The organism is Dapis hubbardiae BLCC-M172 (genome assembly GCF_050016015.1).
GTDB lineage: Bacteria > Cyanobacteriota > Cyanobacteriia > Cyanobacteriales > Microcoleaceae > Trichodesmium.
In genome coordinates, this window is record NZ_JBNHEQ010000315.1 from 19952 (window position 1) to 41514 (window position 21563).

The 21563-nt window shown below is 38.8% G+C and carries 13 protein-coding genes; 3 read left to right on the forward strand and 10 right to left on the reverse strand.

The features are described from left to right. Window positions 1–25: 25 nt before the first annotated feature. The 5 genes from aspS to ACP6PK_RS29415 all read right to left on the reverse strand — a co-directional run bounded on the left by aspS (window position 26) and on the right by ACP6PK_RS29415 (window position 11368). Window positions 26–1813 carry an aspartate--tRNA ligase gene (gene aspS / locus ACP6PK_RS29395; RefSeq protein WP_426565015.1) on the reverse strand — a complete coding sequence of 596 codons (1788 nt, stop codon included), beginning with the start codon at window positions 1811–1813 and terminating at the stop codon, window positions 26–28. Between the two features lie 327 nt (window positions 1814–2140). After that, on the reverse strand, window positions 2141–3334 hold the full coding sequence (locus ACP6PK_RS29400; RefSeq protein ID WP_426565018.1) for a hybrid sensor histidine kinase/response regulator: 1194 nt from the start codon (window positions 3332–3334) through the stop codon (window positions 2141–2143). Between the two features lie 370 nt (window positions 3335–3704). After that, the gene (locus ACP6PK_RS29405; protein WP_094677900.1) at window positions 3705–3950 is read right to left on the reverse strand and encodes a hypothetical protein; all 246 of its coding nucleotides are present in this window, start codon (window positions 3948–3950) and stop codon (window positions 3705–3707) included. 147 nt (window positions 3951–4097) lie between these two features. Continuing rightward, a complete protein-coding gene (locus ACP6PK_RS29410) occupies window positions 4098–6515 on the reverse strand; it encodes a hybrid sensor histidine kinase/response regulator (RefSeq protein ID WP_426565020.1) in 2418 nt (805 codons plus the stop codon). 506 nt (window positions 6516–7021) lie between these two features. Next, complete coding sequence (locus ACP6PK_RS29415) at window positions 7022–11368, reverse strand: PAS domain S-box protein (protein ID WP_426565022.1); 4347 nt, start codon at window positions 11366–11368, stop codon at window positions 7022–7024. Between the two features lie 990 nt (window positions 11369–12358). Here ACP6PK_RS29415 and ACP6PK_RS29420 point away from each other — a divergent pair. Both ACP6PK_RS29420 and ACP6PK_RS29425 read left to right on the forward strand, forming a co-directional pair. Then, on the forward strand, window positions 12359–13033 hold the full coding sequence (locus ACP6PK_RS29420; RefSeq protein ID WP_426565024.1) for a hypothetical protein: 675 nt from the start codon (window positions 12359–12361) through the stop codon (window positions 13031–13033). Between the two features lie 228 nt (window positions 13034–13261). Then, window positions 13262–13528: a hypothetical protein gene (locus tag ACP6PK_RS29425; RefSeq protein WP_143438129.1), complete on the forward strand. Its 267-nt coding sequence runs from the start codon at window positions 13262–13264 to the stop codon at window positions 13526–13528. Between the two features lie 1158 nt (window positions 13529–14686). On the opposite strand, the gene ACP6PK_RS29430 is transcribed toward ACP6PK_RS29425, so the two are convergent. From ACP6PK_RS29430 to ACP6PK_RS29450, 5 genes are all read right to left on the reverse strand, one after another. Beyond that, on the reverse strand, window positions 14687–15073 hold the full coding sequence (locus ACP6PK_RS29430; RefSeq protein ID WP_094675035.1) for a hypothetical protein: 387 nt from the start codon (window positions 15071–15073) through the stop codon (window positions 14687–14689). Between the two features lie 153 nt (window positions 15074–15226). Next, window positions 15227–16081, reverse strand: a complete 855-nt coding sequence (locus tag ACP6PK_RS29435; RefSeq protein ID WP_426565026.1) for a M48 family metalloprotease — start codon at window positions 16079–16081, stop codon at window positions 15227–15229. A 414-nt stretch (window positions 16082–16495) separates the two neighbouring features. Further along, window positions 16496–16825 carry a hypothetical protein gene (locus ACP6PK_RS29440; RefSeq protein WP_094675031.1) on the reverse strand — a complete coding sequence of 110 codons (330 nt, stop codon included), beginning with the start codon at window positions 16823–16825 and terminating at the stop codon, window positions 16496–16498. A gap of 367 nt (window positions 16826–17192) precedes the next feature. After that, complete coding sequence (gene dcm, locus ACP6PK_RS29445; protein WP_426565028.1) at window positions 17193–18452, reverse strand: DNA (cytosine-5-)-methyltransferase; 1260 nt, start codon at window positions 18450–18452, stop codon at window positions 17193–17195. A gap of 381 nt (window positions 18453–18833) precedes the next feature. After that, entirely contained in the window at window positions 18834–20189 is a 1356-nt protein-coding gene (locus ACP6PK_RS29450; RefSeq protein ID WP_426565030.1) for a glutamine synthetase family protein, read from the reverse strand. 481 nt (window positions 20190–20670) lie between these two features. Between ACP6PK_RS29450 and ACP6PK_RS29455 the strand changes: the two genes are divergently transcribed. Further along, complete coding sequence (locus ACP6PK_RS29455) at window positions 20671–21300, forward strand: class II aldolase/adducin family protein (protein ID WP_426565032.1); 630 nt, start codon at window positions 20671–20673, stop codon at window positions 21298–21300. The last annotated feature ends 263 nt before the right edge of the window (window positions 21301–21563 follow it).

The following is a 21563-nucleotide window of genomic DNA, read 5'->3' on the forward strand; positions in this document are numbered from 1 at the left end:
CTCAGTTTCTTTTCCCCAAAAAAACCTAAGATTTCGGTTTAGAAATTGAACTAACGTGCAATTCCTTCAACTGCTTCTTATCAACTGCAGAAGGCGCATTTGTTAACAAACATTTTGCCTGCTGAGTCTTCGGAAACGCAATTACATCCCGAATAGACTCCTCACCCGCTAACAACATCACCAACCGATCTAAACCATAAGCAATACCACCGTGGGGAGGAGTCCCATATTCAAACGCTTCCAATAAAAAGCCAAACTTATTATCAGCTTCCTCATCAGATAAACCGATCGCTTCAAACACTTTTTCCTGCACATCCCGTTGATATATCCGCAAACTACCACCGCCAATTTCATAACCATTAAACACTAGATCGTAAGCTTGCGCTCGTGCAGTTTTCACATCATTAATATCATCGGGGTGGGGTGCGGTAAAAGGGTGATGCAATGCTTCCAAACGTTTTTCCTCCTCATTCCATTCAAACATGGGGAAGTCCGTCACCCACAATAAATTAATTTTATCCTTGTCAATTAATCCCAATTGTTCGCCCACAACTAACCGCAGACGGTCTAAAGTTTTGTTGACAGTATTTGTGTCATCCGCAGCGAATAACAACAAATGACCTGGTTGAGCATTGGTACGTTTGAGCAATTCCTGTTTTTGTTCGTCCGTGAGGTTGTCTTTGATAGCTCCAATAGTATCTATCTTGCCTTTTTCTTTGACGCGAATGTAAGCCAAACCCTTTGCTCCGACTTCACTCGCTTCTTTAAACAAGTCGCCACCAGGTTTAATTCTAACATTGGAAATAGCATCGTTACCTCCAGGAATAGGTAGCACTTTCACTATCCCACCCGCAGCAACCGCTCCCGAAAATACTTTGAAACCAGAATCTTTCACCAAGTCGGAGACATCCACCAATTCTAAACCAAACCGAATATCTGGTTTATCACTACCATAACGTTCCATCGCCTCCGCATAAGTCAGTCGAGGGAATGGTAAAGGTAAATCTACACCCTTGACTTTCTGAAAAATGTATGCCACCAACTGCTCATTTAATTGCAGAATTTCCTCCTGAGACATGAAACTCATTTCCATATCTAACTGAGTAAACTCCGGTTGTCTATCTGCTCGTAAATCTTCATCCCGGAAACAACGGGCGATTTGATAATAACGATCAAAACCAGAAACCATCAACATTTGTTTGAAAAGTTGGGGAGACTGGGGTAAAGCAAACCACTCGCCAGCATTAACGCGACTAGGAACCAGATAATCTCTCGCCCCTTCTGGAGTAGAGCGAGTGAGAATAGGAGTTTCGACTTCGATAAAGTTTTCTTCATCTTCCAGAAAACGGCGCATTGCTTTAACAACTTCATGGCGTAATTGCAGGTTGCGAGTCATCCGTTCCCTTCTCAAATCTAAATACCGATATTTGAGCCGCAACTCTTCCCTTACTGCTTCTGTTTCAGCAGTGGAAATTTGAAATGGCAGTTGTTTACCCAAACCATTCAATAGTCGAATATCATCTGCATAAATTTCTATTTCCCCAGTAGGAAGTTTAGGGTTAAGAGACTCTTCAGGACGACGACTGACACGACCTGTAATTTGTACAACATATTCATTCCGAATATCCCCTGCTATTTGATAGGAGTCTGGAGTACGCTCTGGATCGCTAACAATTTGAACAATCCCAGAGCGATCGCGCAAATCTAAAAAAATCACCCCCCCATGATCCCGACGGCGGTCTACCCATCCACAGAGATTCACAGTTTCTCCAATACGATCGCCATTTACTTGTCCACAATAATTAGTTCGCATTATTACCTAATTAGAAATTTAACTAAAAAATAAATTGTACCATTATATTAATAGGATGCCTGTAAATGATTAATAATTTTAGGTTAAATTCGGATTTAACAAAATCAAAGATGCAATATTTTGTCAGGAGATTGACTTAATCAAAGAATAAGAGTATAAAAGTTTTAAAATTTATAGAAAAGAATAAATATCACAACAGATAATTGGCGCTTAACACCTGGTTCATCAAATCCGGTAGTATCGGTGTCAAAAAGCAGAGAAACCGGGTTGATCTGAAATGCTCACTATACTAACATCTATCTCCTATAAACCCGGTTTCTTATAACACTACAATTTCTCGGGAACCGTAGCAAGGGGATTTGATATTACCCCATGAGCCACGGGTAACTCAATCTGAACAATGGTTTCTTGTTGGTAGGTACTGGAAATCAAGATTTTTCCCTCATACAAATTAACGATCTTCTGAGCAATCTTCAATCCTAAACCAACACCCTGCTGTTCATAGTAATAACGTTCAAATTGCATAAATGCCCCTATTTTATCAATTTGCTCTTGAGTCATTCCCCGTCCAGAGTCACTAATACTGAGTTGAAATACCTCATCTATAACTTGACCAGAGATTTTTACAGGAGTTTGAGGCTCAGAAAACTTAAAAGCATTGTCTAACAACTCATCAATTAACCACTGAAGATGCTGAGAAGTAAACCTAATCGTAGCATCTTGAATTTCCAGAGTCAGATCATTGGAACGCTCAAAAGCTTTAGCTTTGTCAGTTGCAATATCTGAAATCAAGGATGTTTCGGTTTCAGCCCCCTGAATATCCATATCTGGAGTCCGATCATTTAGGAATTTGTCAGTTTTTAACTCCAAGTAAAGATAAGTTAGGAATTTTTGAGTCACCTTTTCTAAGCGTTTTGCCGATGTTGTGCCAATATTGATAATCTCTTGAATCTCTTCAGCATCCATTTCATCAAGATAACTATCAAGCAAAAGAAAACTAGACAAAATACCATTGAAAGGAGTATTCAACTCATGGGATAAACTGCCAGCAAGATTTCCGCGCAACTCAGTCAAACTACTCTCTAACAATTCGATAGTGCTTTGCTGTAGTTTAGACCAGTTTTGAATCTGGTCGTATTGTTGTTTGATCCGCACCATAGAATGAACCCTAGCACGCAATTCAAGACTATTAACAGGTTTACTGATAAAGTCATCAGCACCAGCAGCTAGACAGTGAGCCAAGTCTTCTTTAGAAGTTAAAGCAGTAATCATAATTATGGGTACAGCCTGCCATTCTGGCATTGCTTTAATCTGGCGACAGACTTCTATACCATCTATACCGGGCATCATCACATCTAGCAAAATTATATCGGGGTGAAAAAAATTGCCTAGAGACTCAAGAGTGTCTTGACCACTCGGTGCATAACTTAACTCGTAGTCTTGATTTAGGAATAAGCCTTCAATCACATCAAAATTTTCAGGTTCATCATCCACTACAAGAATTGAAATACTATTTTTCATTAAATTATTTTCCTTGTTAAAAATCCTGGTTGAAATCCCGATTTTGTGATTCAAGCAACCGTTAAAATAGGTAAACTAACTTCGGATATTTTTTTCTTCTGTTTTAGGTAGTAGGTGCTAGAGCGGCTGAATGTCATTTGACAGTAAATAACTATCCAAACTCGATCTAAACTAATATTGAATTATATCATGTCCGCTAGCGTCGGTATTGTGTATAGAAGGTAAGGAAGAAGGAAAAAGCAAGAATAAAGAAGGAAGAATAAAAGGAAAAACCTTACATAAGGTAAATATTTCCTCAACTTTTGCACAAACGATACCAGCGGATATGATATAATATAATGTTGGCAAATTTTAGCCTTGATGATTTTGGCTATGATTGTGCTTTACAGCGCTTTTCAACTTGATGAACTACATCCCCATAAATAATATCATGTTCGGTTGAATAGTTATAATTAGGGTTTACTGAAAAAGTCTTTTTTAAGGAGTAGAGGAGCGGAGGAGTAGGAGAGTAATTTTTTTGCTTAACTATGCGCCATAAATGCGCTTGTTTTTGAGCATCGAGAGCTGAAAACCAAGGTATTTCAGAACTAAAATTGCTGAAACCTTTATCTGTCAATGCTTTGATCTTTAATCAGCAAGTCCTAATTAAAGCTCCTAGTCGGGCTTTATATCATGTGCCCTAACAATAGTAGAGACGTTCCCATTTTTGTTATGCAACGTCCCTACTGTGGTCTACTGAAAAGCATTTTATATTTGGCTAAATTTAGATTTGATAGCTTTCAGAGCTTTGTTTAGCAACCCTCAAATTTTCTTCAACTATAATTGCTAGTTGCTTCAACCTCACAGGCTTAGTGAAATAATCTGTAGCCCCTGCAGCTAAACATTTTTCTCGATCGCCATCCATGGCCAAACCCGTGAGAGCAATAATGGGAGTATCTTTCAAAGCTGAATCCTGACGAATTAGCTTCATAGCTTCTAAACCATCTACTTTTGGCATCTGAATATCCATCAAGATTAAGTCTGGATGTTCAGATTTTGCTATATTAACCGCTTTTTCTCCATCCTGGGCAATTAGAACCCTGTATCCCTTGATTTTCAGATAGCCAGAAATTGTTTTAATATTGGGCAAACTATCCTCTGCTAGCAAGATACAGAAAGGGACAATGGGTGCCTCGGAAGTTACTTGGGCAGGAGGATCAACAGAATCTATTGGTAATGTAGGAGTAGATGACCGGAGCAGTAAATCATCACAGGGTAGATCGAACCAAAAGTGACTGCCCACCCATTCTTCACTTATCACTCCGACCTTTCCCCCATGTAATTCCACAATTTGTTTGACTAAACACAGACCCAAACCCGTACCTGAATATTTACGGTTTAAAGCACTATCGAGCTGAACAAAGGATTGAAACAACTTCCCTATATTTTCCTGACTAATGCCAATTCCGGTATCAATAACAGAAAATCTGATCCATGTCTGAGTGCTGTTGGGGGATGATTCTGTATTAGCAGAATTTAATTGAAAAGCCTCTGGTTTTGAGGTAACTTTTAAGGTGACAGAGCCTTTCTCCGGGGTAAATTTAATGGCATTGTTGAGTAAGTTAATTAAAACTTTAGTAATTCGTTGTTTATCAATAATCAGGTCAGGTAAGGTAGGGGTGATTTGCAGATGGATTTGAATTTGTTTATTGAAAGTCTGCTGCCTAACTAAAACCAGGCTATTTTCACAAAGATCATTGATTTTGGTTTGTTGGCGCTGCAGTTCCATTTTACCCGACTCAATCCTGGTCAAGTCTATAATGTCATTAATTAGTTGCAACAGGTGAGTTCCGTTCCGGTCAATAACCTTTATAGCATCTTTTTGCACCTCACTGATTTCTCCATATAATTTTGCTAAAAGTGTTTCACTTGTGCCCAAGATAGCATTTAGAGGAGTTCGGAGTTCGTGGCTAATTGTCGCTAGAAATTGATTTTTAAGCCTGGTGGCACGGGCTAACTCGGTATTAGTGCGTTGTAATTCTGCTTCAGCTAGCTTTTGATTGCTTACATCAATATTCACACCAACCATCCGTTGGGCTTCACCGCGATCGTTTTTTTGTATAATCGCATGAGCTTCGATCCAGCGAATCGATCCATTTGGAATAATTATTCGGAAAACAGTGTGAAAACTCTTTTTTCCTTGGAGAGACTGGTAGAGTAATTCCTTTGCCTGGGGAGCGTCCTCTGGATGTAAGGTCTGTTCCCACTGTTTCAATGTATTTGTCAAGCTGGATGCTTCTCTGCCGTAAAGTTCGCACATATAGTCATCCCAATTTAGCCGATCGTCAGGAATATCCCAGTCCCAAACCCCTATTTTAGCAGAACTGGTGGCTAATTCCAAGCGTTCCTTTATATTTACTAATTTGACTTGAGCTTGTTGCAGTTGATCTAACACTTCCTTTAACTCCTTGGCTTGAGTTCGGTAGCTAACCTCAGATGCTTCTAACTGTTGATACTGTATTTTGAGCAAACGATCTGCTTTTTTAACAAAGACCAAGAGGATAACATAAACTATTGTCAGGATCGCCAGACTACCCAGGAAAAGATTTTTCTGGGTTTGGTTAATTTCTTGCAACAAGGGAGTAATGTCAGTGTAAAGCTCAAATACCCCAATAATATCTTTTTTGTTGCCCTTGACATACATTGGAATGTAGCTGGAAAGGAGGTGGCGATGTTCTAGAGTAGTGTTTAATGCTGTGAAGGTATGTCTATGCCGCAATTGACTGACAACTTCACCAGACTTAGCCAATAAAAAGCCATCATATTTGCTTTTATCTTGTCCTATTTCTGAAAAGTTAGTAGAAAACACAGTACGTCCCTGTAAGTCATAAATTTTAACTTTGAGAACGGATAAGCCTTCTACTTTTTGGGTAACAATTTCTTTGATCTGACGAGTTTGAGAATGTGCTGCCAGTGCTTCATCACTCAAAGTCTGGGTAGAGGACAAAAAAACATCGTATTCTTGCCATATTGTATTGGCCAAAAACTGTGTTAGTATGACATTTTTCTTTTCCGTTAAGGTCAGCAGATTATTTACTACTTGTTGACGATACAAAACTGCAAGTAGAGTAATGGCTAGAATAAATGCACTGAAGCTAACTATCGAAAAGTTTCGGACAAGTTGAAAGGTTTGTTTAATCATAGTATTTATTAATGTTTATAATTATTGAAAGATTTATGGTATTGCTGAACCAAGGGATGAATCTTTAAATCATTTAGGATTAGTATGGTGACTTCAATAGATATCTACAGAAAAGAGGGAACAGGGAACAGGGAACAGGGAACAGGGGGCAGTAATTGATAAATTATGGATAATAATTGATTCTATTTTGAATTTTTGGAGATGTCTAATAGATATAGCAATCAGGAATGAGATGTGAGAATTTTTATGGTAGTTAGTTTTAGCTGAAAACCTTAAAAATTCTGACTCCTGTAGGGACGTTGCACCGGCAAAAATGCGTTTTCCGTTCCGGAATGCTCCGCAAACGTTAACGCTGCGCGACATATAAAGCGGAGCTTTGCGTTAGCAAAACGTCCCTACTGCCACCAAAATCTTACAACTCACATAAGATTGCTATATCACCCAATCACCCAATCACCCCATCACCCCATCACCCCATCACCCCATCACCCAATCACCCCAAATATTCACCCATCCTCGGTTGGGTTAAAGACTATTTTTTCAATCATCGTTGTCAGTTGTCTCAAACTCATAGGTTTACTAAGATAATCCGTAGCCCCTGCATCTAGACACTTGTTTCGATCGCCTTGCATTGCTAAAGCCGTCAGAGCAATAATAGGGATATCTTTGATCGCCGAATCCTGACGAATTAGCTTCATAGCTTCTAAACCATCTAATTTTGGCATTTGAATATCCATCAAGATTAAATCTGGATGTTCAGACTTTGCCATATTAATCGCTTCTTGTCCATCATAGGCAGTTATCACCTCATATCCCTTGACTGTCAGATAGCCAGAAATTGTTTTGATATTCGACAAATTATCCTCTGCTAACAAGATGCGACAAGGGGTAAAAGGTGAATTAGAATTTTCTTGAGTATAAACAAAAGAATTTCTAGGTAAGTTGGAAGTAGACTTAAACACTAAATTATCACAGGGTAGATCAAACCAAAATTGACTGCCCTCCCCTTCTTTACTTGTCACTCCTGTCTTGCCCCCATGCAACTCTATAATCTTTTTCACCAGAGACAGACCTAAACCCGTCCCTGAATATTGGCGGTTTAAAGCACTATCGACCTGAATAAAGGGTTGAAACAACTTCTCTATATTTTCCTGACTAATGCCAATTCCGGTATCAATGACAGAAAATCTGATCCATGTTTGACTGTTGTTGGCAGATGCTTCAGTGCCAGACAAATTTTCTTGATTAGCTTCTGTTTCTACAGTAACTTGCAGGGTAATGGAGCCTTCCTCTGGCGTAAATTTCACAGCATTATTGAGTAAGTTAATCAACACCTGACATATCCGGCGTTCGTCAACGATCAATTCAGGCAAGGAGGAGGGGATTTGCAGGTGGGTTTGAATGTGTTTTTTGAAAGCTTGCTGTTTGATGAAAACCAGACTATCCTGGCAAACTTTCTTGATCTTGGTCGGCTCACAATTCAGTGTTACTTGATTCGACTCAATCTTAGACAGGTCAAGAATGTCATTAATTAGTTGCAAGAGGTGGTTTCCACTTTTAGAAATAATTCTCAGGGCATCTTGTTGGCGCTCATTTGCCTCTCCATAGACTTGTTCTTGAAGGGTTTCGCTCATGCCCAAGATAGCATTGAGAGGAGTACGGAGTTCATGGCTCATGTTCGCTAAAAATTCATCTTTGAGTTTGGTGGCATGGGCTAGTTTGGCATTGGTGCGTTGTAGTTTTGCTTCAGCAGCTTTGCTAAGAGTAATGTCAAACATAGTAGAGCGGGTCATTATCAAGTTCCCAGCATCATCTTTAATCGCGATGGAATTTACACTAAACCAGCGAATCGATCCATCTCCTGTAATTATCTGATATTCTAGCCCTTCGAAGGAGCTTTGTGTCTTAAACTGGTTAAAGTTTTCCCAAAAAACTTCTTGACTTTCTGGAGTGAGGAAATCGGTTAATTTTTTTTTACCTAAAACTTCTGCGCGAGTATAACCCAACCATTTTAGTTCCGTGTCATTGATCCGTACATAGATTCCTTCTCCATTTAGGGAGTGATAGCCACAGGGAGCATTATTGTAGAGGTCTTCAACTTCCCGGCTATATCGCTGCAAAGCTAATTCTGCTTGTTGGCGTTCTGTGACATCTTGGCAAACACAAATTATCAGATCGTTTTCTAAGAGGGTCAAGGAAATTTGTTCAGTCAAGATACTACCATCTTTGCGAAAGGCAGTTATTTCTCCCTGCCAAGAAAGATTTTGTTCTAATAGTTGAAAAAATCCTTCATCAAATCTTTCTAAGTGGGAAGAACGATCTTGTTTTAATAGTCGAAAAAATTCTTGATCGTACTTTTCTAACTCCTCAGCAGAATGGATTATTTTCCAGCTTTTGCCCACCAATTCTCCTTGAGTTTCATAGCCAAACATCTCAACATAAGAAGGGTTCACATATTGGTAAAAACCATTCTTGATAATCGCTATTCCATCCACTGCAGCTTCAATACTTGCGAGTTGTTGAGCTATTTCGACTTCTGCTTGTTTTTGTTCGGTAATATTAAAGCGGATGGCTAAGTATTGATAGGGTTTGCCCTGGTCATTTAAAAAGGGGACGATCGTACTATAAACCCAATATAAATGCCCTTTTTTAGCTCGGTTACAAATTTCACCTTGCCAGACTTTACCTTTTCTAATAGTTTGCCATAAATTCTGGAAAAAGCTAACAGAATGGAAACCTGAATTAACAACTTTATGGGTTTTACCAACTAATTCCGATCGGGAATAGCCAGAGATTTCACAAAATTTGTCATTAGTATAAGTAATAATACCTTTGGCATTTGTAATTACGACGATCGCCGATTGATCGAGGGCTTCTTTAAAGTTTGAGAGTTCTTGAGTTAGTTGGCGACGCTCAGACTCTATCGCTTTGTTTGCTGTAATATCCCGGAATATACCGCGACTTATTTTGGGATAATTACTTGGTTCAACAGTGATGCTGCCTTCAACAATAATTTCCTTTTGGTCTTTGCTAATAAATCTCAACTCAATACTATCAGTTTCAGCTTCAGTTTGAGCAGTTCCTTTTTGTATTTTATTAATCAAATTTAGCCAAGGTTTGTAGCAACTTGGATGCAGAATATCGAAGATTGTTAGGCTGGCAACTTCTGTTGAGGAATAACCCAAAGTTTCTTGCCAATATTTGTTAACATATTCAAACTTACCATCTTCTATTTGAACCCTATGAATTAAGTTTTTAGCATTATCAAATAACCCCTGCAATTGTTGCAGCAATTTTCTCTGGTAAATAGCATAGTTAATTGAGCGTACTAAATTATCCTGAGAAATTTGACCTTTGACTAAATAATCTTGGGCGCCTTGAGCCATAGCAGCTACAGCAAGATTATGACTATTTAGGTTAGTTAAGACAATAATTGGCACTGTAGGTACAGCAAGTTCAACAGCTTGTAGAGTAGCTAAACCTTGACTATCTGGTAGGTGTAGATCGAGGATAACAACATCTAGCTTATAGTTGTGGAGGTGGATAAGAGCAGTCTCTAAGCGCTCAAAAGATACAACATTGAAAGACCCAGCCTTGCTTAAAAACTGCTTGATCGTATCAACATCATCAGCATTATCTTCAACTACCACAACTTCTATCTGGTCATTACCGCTCTTATATTTTGCTTTGGCACTTTGAAGTTTGGCCTGGATTTTTGCTAAGATACTCTTCTTAGGGAATATATTCTGGTTGATATTTAATAAGAGACTATCCCTTGCCTGTAGTCGATCTTCAACTTTCTGGCGGTGAACAAATTCTTGTTGGAGTTCACTTTTTAAGCTTTTGACTTCTGTCTCTAGCTCACTAGCTCGACTTTCTAGTAAAGCTACTTTTTCTGCTTCCAAGCTCACTACCTTAGATTGTAAAACTTCTGCTAACTTATAAATTTCTACAGGGTTGATAGCTTTTAGCAAGCTGCTTTGAGTCACAAGCCCCAGTAGCTGACTCTGCTTCCCTGTCACTATCACCTGATTGATGCTTTTTTGTTCCATCAACTGGTGTACTGACAACAGTGATTCCTCTGGCTGAACTGCAAACACAGGGGTACTCATCACTATTTCCACCCTGTAATCTGCCAACCGCAAGCCCATTGCTTGAAATTGGACGATATCTCCCTCGGTTATTATGCCCAGAGGGGTTAGAAAATTTGCATCAGTAGAGAGTGCAGAAGTTTGATGATTATTAGATTCTACGACGATCACAGAACTAACCTTGTGGTTAAACATCTTCTGGGCGATATCTAACAGGGAGCAGTCTGGTCTGCCAGAGATTACTTGATCGGTCATTACTTCTGCAACAAGCCGTATTTGCATCAGTTCAAAGGGTTGGGAGCATTGGCGCAAACTGCTATGGGTTAATATTCCCACCAACTGGTTTTGGTCATCAACGACAGGTAGGTGGCGAATATGTTGTTCCTGGATGAAGTTGATTATTGAAAATAAGTTAGAAAGCTCAGACTTTCTCACAGTCAAAACAGGAGAAGTCATTACCTCTCTGATAAGCAAGGTATTGAGGTTAGGTTGCTCAATACTCAAACGCACTATATCACGCTCGGTTAGAATACCTACTACTTTCGCTTCTTCTATTACTACTACACAGCTAGCTCGTGCTTGTCTGTGCAGACTATCCGTATGATCATTGTCAGCTTGAGTAGTGCTACATAATGAATCTGCATTGCCCATCTGAGCGATCGCCTCACTGACTTTTTGCTCTGGAGAAACCACTAATGGATTCTTGACGATCGCTGACTTAATTATTATGTCTAAGGAATTATCCGAGATAGGAGATAACATAAAAGTAAGGTTTATATTTGTGTGTGTTATATATTGGTGTTCAGGACTTACGCAAAACAACCATATGTAGTAGGGGCGAATGGCATTCGCCCTCTACAGATAGCTTACTATCTAGGAGCTTGCGTAAGTCCTGGTGTTATTGGGTGTTAGTGAATTAAGGTATGAGTTGAGGGTCAGGCGATCGCCGAGAATATTGACAAGAAACTAGAAATCCCAAAATTTTAGATAATCAATAAGTAAGCAAATTGAAATCTTAAAGCATTCAATAGGCTTGGAGTACCAAAGAGTTTTTTGATGTAATTTATCTAAATAGTGCCTCAATCTCATATTTTTTCTTTCTTAACACCCTGTTTCAATACTTAATATTTTAACACAATCCATTTTTAAGGTGCTATAAGTAAATAGACAAAAGTTATTTTTTCACAAGGATTTGAGCAATTTTCCATTGAAAAATTTCGCCTTAAAAGGTGGGGTTGTGAGGCCCAGTTTTTTTTGATAATAGTCTTTCGCGCAAGTAAAAAGTCAAATGTCATTAGTGGATTACAGCTTTAACAAAATTAAAAATGTAATATTTGATTAGGAGATTGACTTAATCAGGGAATAAGGGTATAAAAGTTGTGTTTATATTATAGAAGCCCTAAGTGTATCTCCAGAAAATAGGTTCTGGTGGAGAAGTAATTGATAAAAAATGGGTGATAATTGATTTGATGATTAGATGAGTGGGAGATATCTAATACACCCCATCTCCCCATCTCCCTATCTCCCCATCTCCCCATCTCCCCATCTCCCCATCTCTCCATCTCCCCATCTCCCCATCTCTCTCCTCTGTTTTTAAATAGATCCCTTTAGGGGTTCTATAGATCGAGAATAAAGATGACAACAGCTAATTGGCGCTTAACGCCTGGTTACATCAGCGAATACGGTTCGGATGTAAGCTCAATACATATTTTGTGAGGCCGTTTTTTAGCAGACCGCAAATCAGAAGACCCAATGGTGGAAAAACCAGTATTTTCTGAGGATGGTAAATTTGAATGGGGATACGCACAACCTCTAGAGAAGGTGATTTCAACCCGTGAAGATTTTGAATTTTTGGCTACCCATCCTCAACTATTCCGGAACGCTATTACCATTATTGAACCTTGGGAACACGTCGGTATCAATAACCAAGGTGAAGAAGTACGAGCTTCCAAAAACCTTGCCTTTATGACTCAAACAATATGTGACTCAATATTGTTTCCAGCCTGGTCAACTGGTATCATAGACCTGGATCTAGTAGTTCCAATTCTTACCTCCAGTATGGCGATAGTAATAGAAGGAGGGGGTACGTCCGTTGACGATCCTGCTCAATGGACTCATCCCAACTGTTCTCGCGATGATATGTTTTCTCTCGTAGAGGCTTTGCTGCTGTCGCGAAATCCCTGTACTAGCCCTATGATTATGATTTGCCTGGGCTATCAATTAGCAGCAGAATGTCATGTGCGCTTATTGCGTAAAGCAGTAGCAGAGGTTTTAAGTATAGAATCTTTGGAAAATGATAAGACAGGAGATGCTTTACCTTTCATTCAGGATGTCTGCAAAAAAATTAGTGCTGTGGGAGAAGACCTACCTATTATCAAACGGGATGGTAGTGGACTGACACAGCTAAAACTGTGCATTAGGGAGTAGGGGAGTGGGGGAGTAAGGTAGGGACGTTGCATAAGGGCGTCCGTACGGGAGAAGGACTGTTGTTGGGTTTTGTTCCTCAACCCAACCTACATTTATTGCACCATTTAAGGTGTGTCAGTCTAGTAGGGTAGTTGCTAAAGGATGGAACGACCCACAATTTGCTGTAGTCCGTAATGAAGAGAAAGAAATTGGCGATCGCGAAGCGGAACGGAGTTCTATCGCTATTTATTGCCTTATGAACCCCCCAGCCCTAAAACATCAAAAATTCCTATAGAACTACTGAAAGCTCACGATGTAATGGCGGATGAGTTTTCAGGAGTTATTGATACTATGATTCTCCAATATGAGAACGATATCAATATTGCTATGTTCCACTCTGATGAGGTAAATGAAGAAGCAGTCCTTTTTGCTAACTGGGCATACATGATGCTCCACGATGCTTTAGTTCCTTATCGCTATCTCATAGCAAATAGTCCTCTTGCTTGGCTATTATAGCAGGGAACAGGGAACAGTGGGAAAAGTGTTTCCGTGGTCTTTGATTCATCATCAGTCTATGTCCTAATCGCCCTGGCTGTTGCTATAAGATTGCCTTATTCTGTATAAATTTTAGCTTCTACAGAAATTGAAGGTGGTGAAATTTTAACGGAATGCTCTTGTACTTGTATCAACTACAAAGATTTTGAAACCAAGCAAATTAGGCGTTCCTTTACTTGTCAGTTTCACCTAGAACTATTTTCCGATCTCCGAGACATGGGTAAACGTCCGCCCGCGTCTTATGCAGAGTTAAAAGAAAGCGATGGTATCCGTTTGTTGACGAGACTCCTTTACGAAGGGATGCAGGAATAATAGCGTTTCACTGAAGTCAAAAGTTAAAAGTCAAAAGTTAAAAGTAAGATTTTATAGGCTCAAAATTTCGATGCTACACGCGCAAGTCAGTAGGGGTGATTCGCGAAAATTGTGGGTAAGGAGCCAATCACCGAAGACCTCTCCCCGTGCCCCTCTCCTGCAACGCTAGCAGGGAAGAGGGTTGGGGGGTTAGGTTTTTTCAACTCACATTTTCGGCGTTGGTGAAGAGCATGTATGATACTAATCTTAATTATTTAGGAGTCAGGAGGTAGGGACGTTTTGCTACGCGACATGTTTGCGGAGCATTCCGGAACGGAAAACGCATTTTTGTTACGCAACGTCCGTACGGAGTCAGGAGGAAAGAAAGAAGAAGAAAGAATAGTAGAGGGAGAAAGTTTTTTGTTTGCGCTCTTATCCGGACAATAAATCATACCGTGTTTCACCAACGCCACATTTTCAAGCTAGCTACTACTGTGGTCTACCGAAATGAAAACCCCTGTAAATGCTGGCGTGATAGATAACTAAACAACCAAAACCTTGTAGGGACGTTCCATTGAACGTCCCTACTGTTGTCTACTAATTAGGGTTTGCTGATTAAATCTCAAACCATTTACAGGTAAAGACTGTAACCTTTTTAGGTCGAAAAAAGTGCCTGATTTTCAGTTGAAAATGCTCAAAAAGTTAGCATTTTGGGCAATAGTATGGCGGAAAAATCACTCTTGTAATTCTTTCTTCTAGCTCCCCTATAATTCCCGTTTCTCCTGACTCAGTCCTCCTGACTCCTGACTCCTACCCTGATTTGGAGAATTATTCTTTAGGTTTAGTCAACACATCCCAAGCTGCTTGACCTGCTTTAACTAAGCGATCGCCAAAATCCTGGACTTCTTTCACTGCTGTCTCCCAGTTAGTTTCGATATCTTTCTCTATCTTTTTACCAGTTTCTTCTATTTTCTGGGGATCGATAAGTCTAATTCGTTCGATAGTTTCCCTTGCTTGTTTTACTGCTTGAATATAACTATCACGGGTAAACTCTCCTGCAGCTTCCATTTCTGACTGAGCCAATCTTTTGATTGCCTCCATCAATTCTTGGGTTTCTTGCTGAGGGTTGCTACTTCCAGTAGTAGAGGTAATTGCATTTGATTCTTGCTCTACTTCTACAATAGCTCCTTCTTTTTGCTGATTTTGTTCCGTCATAATTTTTTGCTCCTAATTTTACTAATTTACTGATTACAATTTACATTATATAGCTATAGCTATAAGCATTCAGTTCTCAAACTTATTCACAGTCATAAATTAACTTCTGAATTCTAAATTCTGAATTCTGAATTCTGAATTCTAAATTCTAACTTATCCCAATAATTTTTGCTCTAATTGTAACAATTTTTCAATCCTTGCTTCTGTGGATGGGTGGGTAGAAAATAAATTCGCCATCATTCTACCAGAAAATCCATTGATAATTAATAATGGTGCAAAAGCAGGATTAGCATTTAATGGCATTTGTCGGGCATTCTGCTCTAACCTTTGCAAAGCTTGAGCTAGAGCGCGGGGGTTGCCAGTTAAGTTACCAGCTCCCGCATCGGCAGCAAATTCACGAGTCCGAGAAATTGCCATTTGCACAATACTTGCAGCTACCGGAGCTAACATAATAGTCAATAACATGACTACTGGGTTAGCTCGGTTGTCGTTTCTCGAACCCCCACCAAACCACATAGAATAACTAGCTATTTGAGTTAACCAAGATATTCCACCTGCTATTGTAGCAGCTACCGCTTGAGTAAAGGTATCACGATTTTTGATATGACTAAGTTCATGGGCAATAACTCCTTCAAGTTCATCCTCTGGTAATATTCTCATAATACCTTCTGTGACTGCCACTGCTGCATGATGGGGATCACGGCCTGTAGCAAAAGCATTTGCTGAAGCAGTAGGAATAATATAAACTGCTGGCATAGGTAGACGTGCGCGATCGCAAAGTCTTTCTACGATTTCATATATTCCAGGTGCTTCTACTTGACTTACTGGTTGAGCATTATAAGCTGCCAGAGCAATTTTATCTGAGAAAAACCAGGAACCTAAGTTCATTATAGCAGCTAAAAGTAGACCTATTGTAGCACCAGTTGTGCCACCTATTAACCAATAACTAACTGTAACTAATAGGGCACTAAGTATACCTAATAAAGCAACAGTTTTTACTAAGTTCATAAAGGGTGCCTCCTTTCAAGGCTAATGGTTGCTATTTATATTATCTGGTAGTTTTTGGTTTTTTATGATTTCTATTTCATTGTAGCTATGATTATTTATCTATTTATAGTCGGAAAACTTGACAAAAGGTTCGGTTTTCCTTTGATAGTTATTAGCACAGGGAGTAGGGAGTAGGGAGTAGGGGGAAAGAATTGATAATTTATGTGAGATAATTGATTTTATTTTTTATTAAGGGAGATGTCTATTGTAGCCAGGCGAAATGTTTTTGGAGAGTTGCTCTAATCCCCGGTACAAAAACAACTTCTGTCCGTCGCCAATCCGACGGCTTCCCTATCTGGCTTTGTTAATTCTCCCTTGCTCCCCCACCTCCCTACTCCCCCACTTCCTTACTTCCCACACTTCCCTACTCAAGATTTATTCCATTTCAAAATGATAACTGGTATGGCTGCCATTTGGATATAAAAAAGTACAAACAACTGCTACTTCTGGATTATAATTATTCATCAATTTTTCTAAACCCATTTGTTGCCAATCAGTAATTATTGATGGGATTTGACTAATAGGTTTAAACTTCACTTGCCAGTCTGCTAAAACTGTACTATTTCCCTCTAATTGTCTAAAAATTATTACCGTACCTTTTTCCGCAATTTGTTTATATCCTTCAGAGGCAGTTGTTGTTATTTTTTCTGCATTTTCTTGAATTACTGCTAATTGTTCTGCTTTTGATTCTAGAGAATTTTCCATGATTTTTATCCTTTTAATTTAACCAGAATTTTATAACATAATAGCCATAAGAAATGATTTATGAAAAAAACTCTAGGGGTTTGGTTTCCAAATCCCTTATAGCAATGTGCGCTGGCATATTTATAGATTATTTTTTGTACACCTTTTTTAAAAGGCAGTTTGAGCTGGGGGTTGTAAATACCTGAGCGCTCACTGCTATATGCGCTTGGGTTAAGAAATGATTGATCAAAAAAACTCTAGGGGTTTGGTTTCCAAATCCCTTATGGGCTTGGGTTTGGAGACCAAACCCCTACGATAAAATATTATAACCTACTTAGGATTGCTATATCATGGATTATTTTTTAACTCAAGCTCAAAAAGCTGATAGCTAGTTAATTATATTCAATAATAATTCTTCAGCAACGGCTTTAACTACATTAATACTTACAGAATTTCCCAATTGATAATAAGCCTTATTATTGTCAGGATGCAAAATAAAATCATCTGGAAAACCTTGTAATCTCGCAGCTTCCCTCGGAGTAATTTTTCTAACTCTATTTTGATGATAAATTCCCAATCTATTAGCATCACTTGCCACCAAAGTTACAGAAATTTTATCGGGGTCTAAAAACTTGTAGACTTCAAAAGAAAAATTACCTGCCACTGGCTTATATTTTGACTCCACTATTTGTAGATAATTTTTACTTACTAAAGAATTAAGCAATATATCCAACTGAGGATGAGGAAAAAAACTAGCTATTTGTTCCTGACTCAACAATTTACCATCTTGATGTTTCCCAAATTGACTATTTCTCCGTTTCAAAATCAAACGGTTCATTAATTCTATTTCTTCAGCACTACATTTTCCTCTTAATCCCAACTCCCAAGAATGAATAGAATTTCCCCCCCGATAATCAATTAATCTCATTCCATGTAATTTCTTCAATTCTCCATTTAATCTTTGTTTTAATGCTGCCACAAATTTTTCCGAACAATTATATTTTTCATCTGGATTATCTTCTAAAATATGTGCCACAGTTATAGATTTTTGATGAGGATAAAATAAAGATAATTGTTGCGGTTGATAAGAATGAGAATCTTTCGGACCGGGGTCAGAAATTAAATTAAATTTTGGTGTTTTGTCTAACACTCCGACAATATAAACCCGGAGTCGATTTTGGGGTAAATCAAAATTCGCGCTATTCAGTAAAAATATCTCAAAACTATAGCCTCTACTTTTAATTTCATGTTTAATAGTTTCGATAGTTCTGCCTTTATCATTAGTCAGTAAACCACGAACATTTTCAAATATAAAAGCTTGGGGTTTGTATGTATCTATTAATCTGGTAATCTCAAAAAACAGTGTACCTCTAGTATCGCCAAATCCAGCTTTTTTACCAGCATAAGAAAAAGATTGACAAGGAAATCCAGCTAATAGTATTTCATGGGGTGATAAATTTTCGATTTTGCGGATATCTCCTAAAGGAAATTCAGCAAAATTTTTCTCATAAACTAAACCAGCATCGGAATTTATCTCACTACTTAATACACATTCAGTTTCAATGTTTAAATATTCGGCAGCTTGGGCAAAACCTAATCTCATTCCACCAATGCCAGCAAATAAATCAATAAAACTAATTTTGGTCATTTTTTAATTGTTATAAATACAGGACTTACGAAAAATATCGAATTATACACCATCTGTAGGGGCGATTGGCCAATCGCCCCTACTAGATATGGCAGTTATGCGTAAATCCTGAAATAGAAGGATAAATCAAATATTTTCAAGTACTAAATATTTGCACTGTTCAAGTAATAATGTGGCGAAAAAACCAGTAGAAAATATCATCTATAGCACCTTAAAATACTGACATTTTATGCTCAGAATAAATATGAGTGAGGTCGGCATCCTGCCCGCCAGAAAATATTAGGAACAAGCAAGATGCTCATGCTACAAAACTGTTAAAATCAACTTCAGTATTTCTTCAGAAGGAGGTACTAATAACTGATAATTGAAATGACTCCTTTTTCAATATCTAGACAACAAAATCTTCACTTCCTCCTCTATTTCCATATCCTTCATCCCTTCCCACTCAGCGCGACGAACACCAATAAACGCTTGAGCTAATTCAGCTCCCAAAGCATTTTGCAGAATATCATCATTAAGTAACTGAGCGATCGCTTCTCCCAACGAACTAGGTAAAGCATCTATTCCCCTCTTTTCCCTTTCTTCAGGAGTCAAAATTCCTGGATCAACCGCCACAGGTTCCCCAACATCAAGACCCCGGTTAATGCCATCCAAACCAGCTACTATCACACTTCCCAAAGCTAAATAAGGATTAGCAGAAGCATCAACAGTTTTCAATTCAAAATGAGTGGGAGACGGTGGAGCAAAATTACTCGGCACTCTGACAGCAGCTTCCCGGTTATCTAAACCCCAAGCACGAAAAGCACCACTCCAGAAATGGGGGCGAATGCGACGATAAGAATTAACGCTTGGAGTTGTCAGCGCCATTAAAGCAGGCAAATGCTCAAGAATTCCAGCAATGAAACTACGAGCAGTTTTGGATACTTCCCCTTTTCTATCTGAGTCAGGAACAATATTTTCTCCTCCTTGCCACAAACTTAGATGTAAGTGGCAACCATTACCTGCTTGGTCAGCAAAAATTTTCGGCATGAAGGATGCAGTGAGTCCATGTTTGAGAGCTACCCCCCGCACTGTTTCCCGAAAAATCATTTGTCTGTCAGCAGCTTGTAAAGCGTCGCTATAACGGATGGATATTTCCTGTTGACCATGACCTGACTCTGGATAATACCTTTCTACTTGAATTTCTTGAGCAGTGAGAGCATCCGCAATGTCATCAATTACGGCACAGTTAATATTCATCCCCAAGGTAGAGGCAAAAACTGTATCATCTGTGGGGGTGATACCATCAGTGGTAGATTTGAGTAGGTAAAATTCGTTTTCAAAGGCAGCCTTTATTTGTAAACCTGCTTTTTCCGCAGTGGCGATCGCTCGTTTAAGAAATCTACGGGGACACAAAGACCAGGGAGAGCCATCCTTAAACAGATCCCCAACTACACTGACATGAGTAGGAACGTAAGGTAATGTATGCAAGGTAGACCAGTCGGGAACTAACCAAGCTTCTCCCACCGGAGCGAGACCTGTTTCAGAAATTACGGCATCGTACATGACTGGCAATGCTTGTTGGGCAACTGTGATGCTGACTCCTGTGTAGAAGTGTTCTGGTAATACGTCAATATGGAATGCTTTGGAGCGGATGATATTGGCGTTGTCACAGAAGAGAACGCGGACGAATTTTGTACCGTTTTTTTTCAGATGTTTAAAAATGTCTTTTGGTCGACTTGGTTTTTTGCTGTTCATGTTTTCAAGTTAAATTACTTCAAGAGCTTTTGACTCTTAATCTGACACAAACTATACTATATAGCAATCCGGGCTTATGTTGTAATATTTTATCGTAGGGGTTTGGTCTCCAAACCTGATCGAAAATGGGATAGAGTTACTCTAATCCCTGTTACAAAAAAACTTCTGATGATTTCCCCTCCTGGGAGGGGTTAGGGGTGGGTTGACTTCTGACTTCTGACTTCATTTCAGAATGGGATTTGGAAACCAAACCCCTACAACTTTTTTCACAAATAATTATAGTAATCTGCGCTTATGTTGTAATATTTTATCGTAGGGGTTTGGTCTCTAAACCCGACGAAAATGGGATTTGGAAACCAAACCCCTACAGCTTTTTTCACAAATAATTTCATATTGCTATATAACTAAATTTAGTCAACTACCTCGAAAAAATTAACCATGATACAATTAATTTTTATTGTTGTTTTTAATTATTAAATTTATGGTTATGGATGAGGGAGTAATTAAATATCATTGTCATTGGATAAAAGGAGAATCTGTGGCGCTTGCTGGCCTCACTGATTTAATGAAAAAACGCGACTTAATGCGTTCCTTGGGATTAATTGGTGTTTACGAAAATGGTATTGGTTTTGGTAATGTTAGTCAGAGAATAAATAATTCCAATCAGTTTATTATTTCTGGGACTCAAACGGCTCATTTCCCAACTTTAAAACCAGAACATTACACAGTAGTTACTGATTTTAATATTGAGGAAAATAGTCTAACTTGTTGCGGACCTGTCAAAGCTTCTTCTGAGTCTTTAACCCATGCAGCTATCTATTATTATCGACCAGAAATTATGGGTATTATTCATATTCATAATTATCATTTTTGGCAAGAACTTATGTTTACAGTTCCTACTTCTAATCCAGATGTTCCTTATGGTACTCCACAAATGGCAAAAGAAATGTTTCGTTTGTTTGATGAAGAGAATTTAGGAGTAGAAAAAATATTAGTAATGGCAGGTCACGAGGATGGAATTATTTGTTTTGGTAAAGATTTAGATGAGGCTGCTAATATTTTATTTAGTTTTATAGATACAGCAGATTCAAAGTCTAGTAGGGTGTGTTAGGCGCTAGCCGTAACGCACCACTATTAATTCAAAAATTATCTTAAGAAATTGATTACCAAGTTTTATAGATACAGCAGATTCAAGTCAGTCCAGTAGGGTGTGTTAGGCGCTAGCCGTAACGCACCACTATTAATTCAAATCAGTCTAGTAGGGTGCGTTTTGCTGCGCAAGATGAAAAGGCGCTAGCCGTAACGCACCATTATTAATTCAAATCAGTCCAGTAGGGTGTGTTTTGCTGCGCAACATGGAAAGGGCAGCATTCC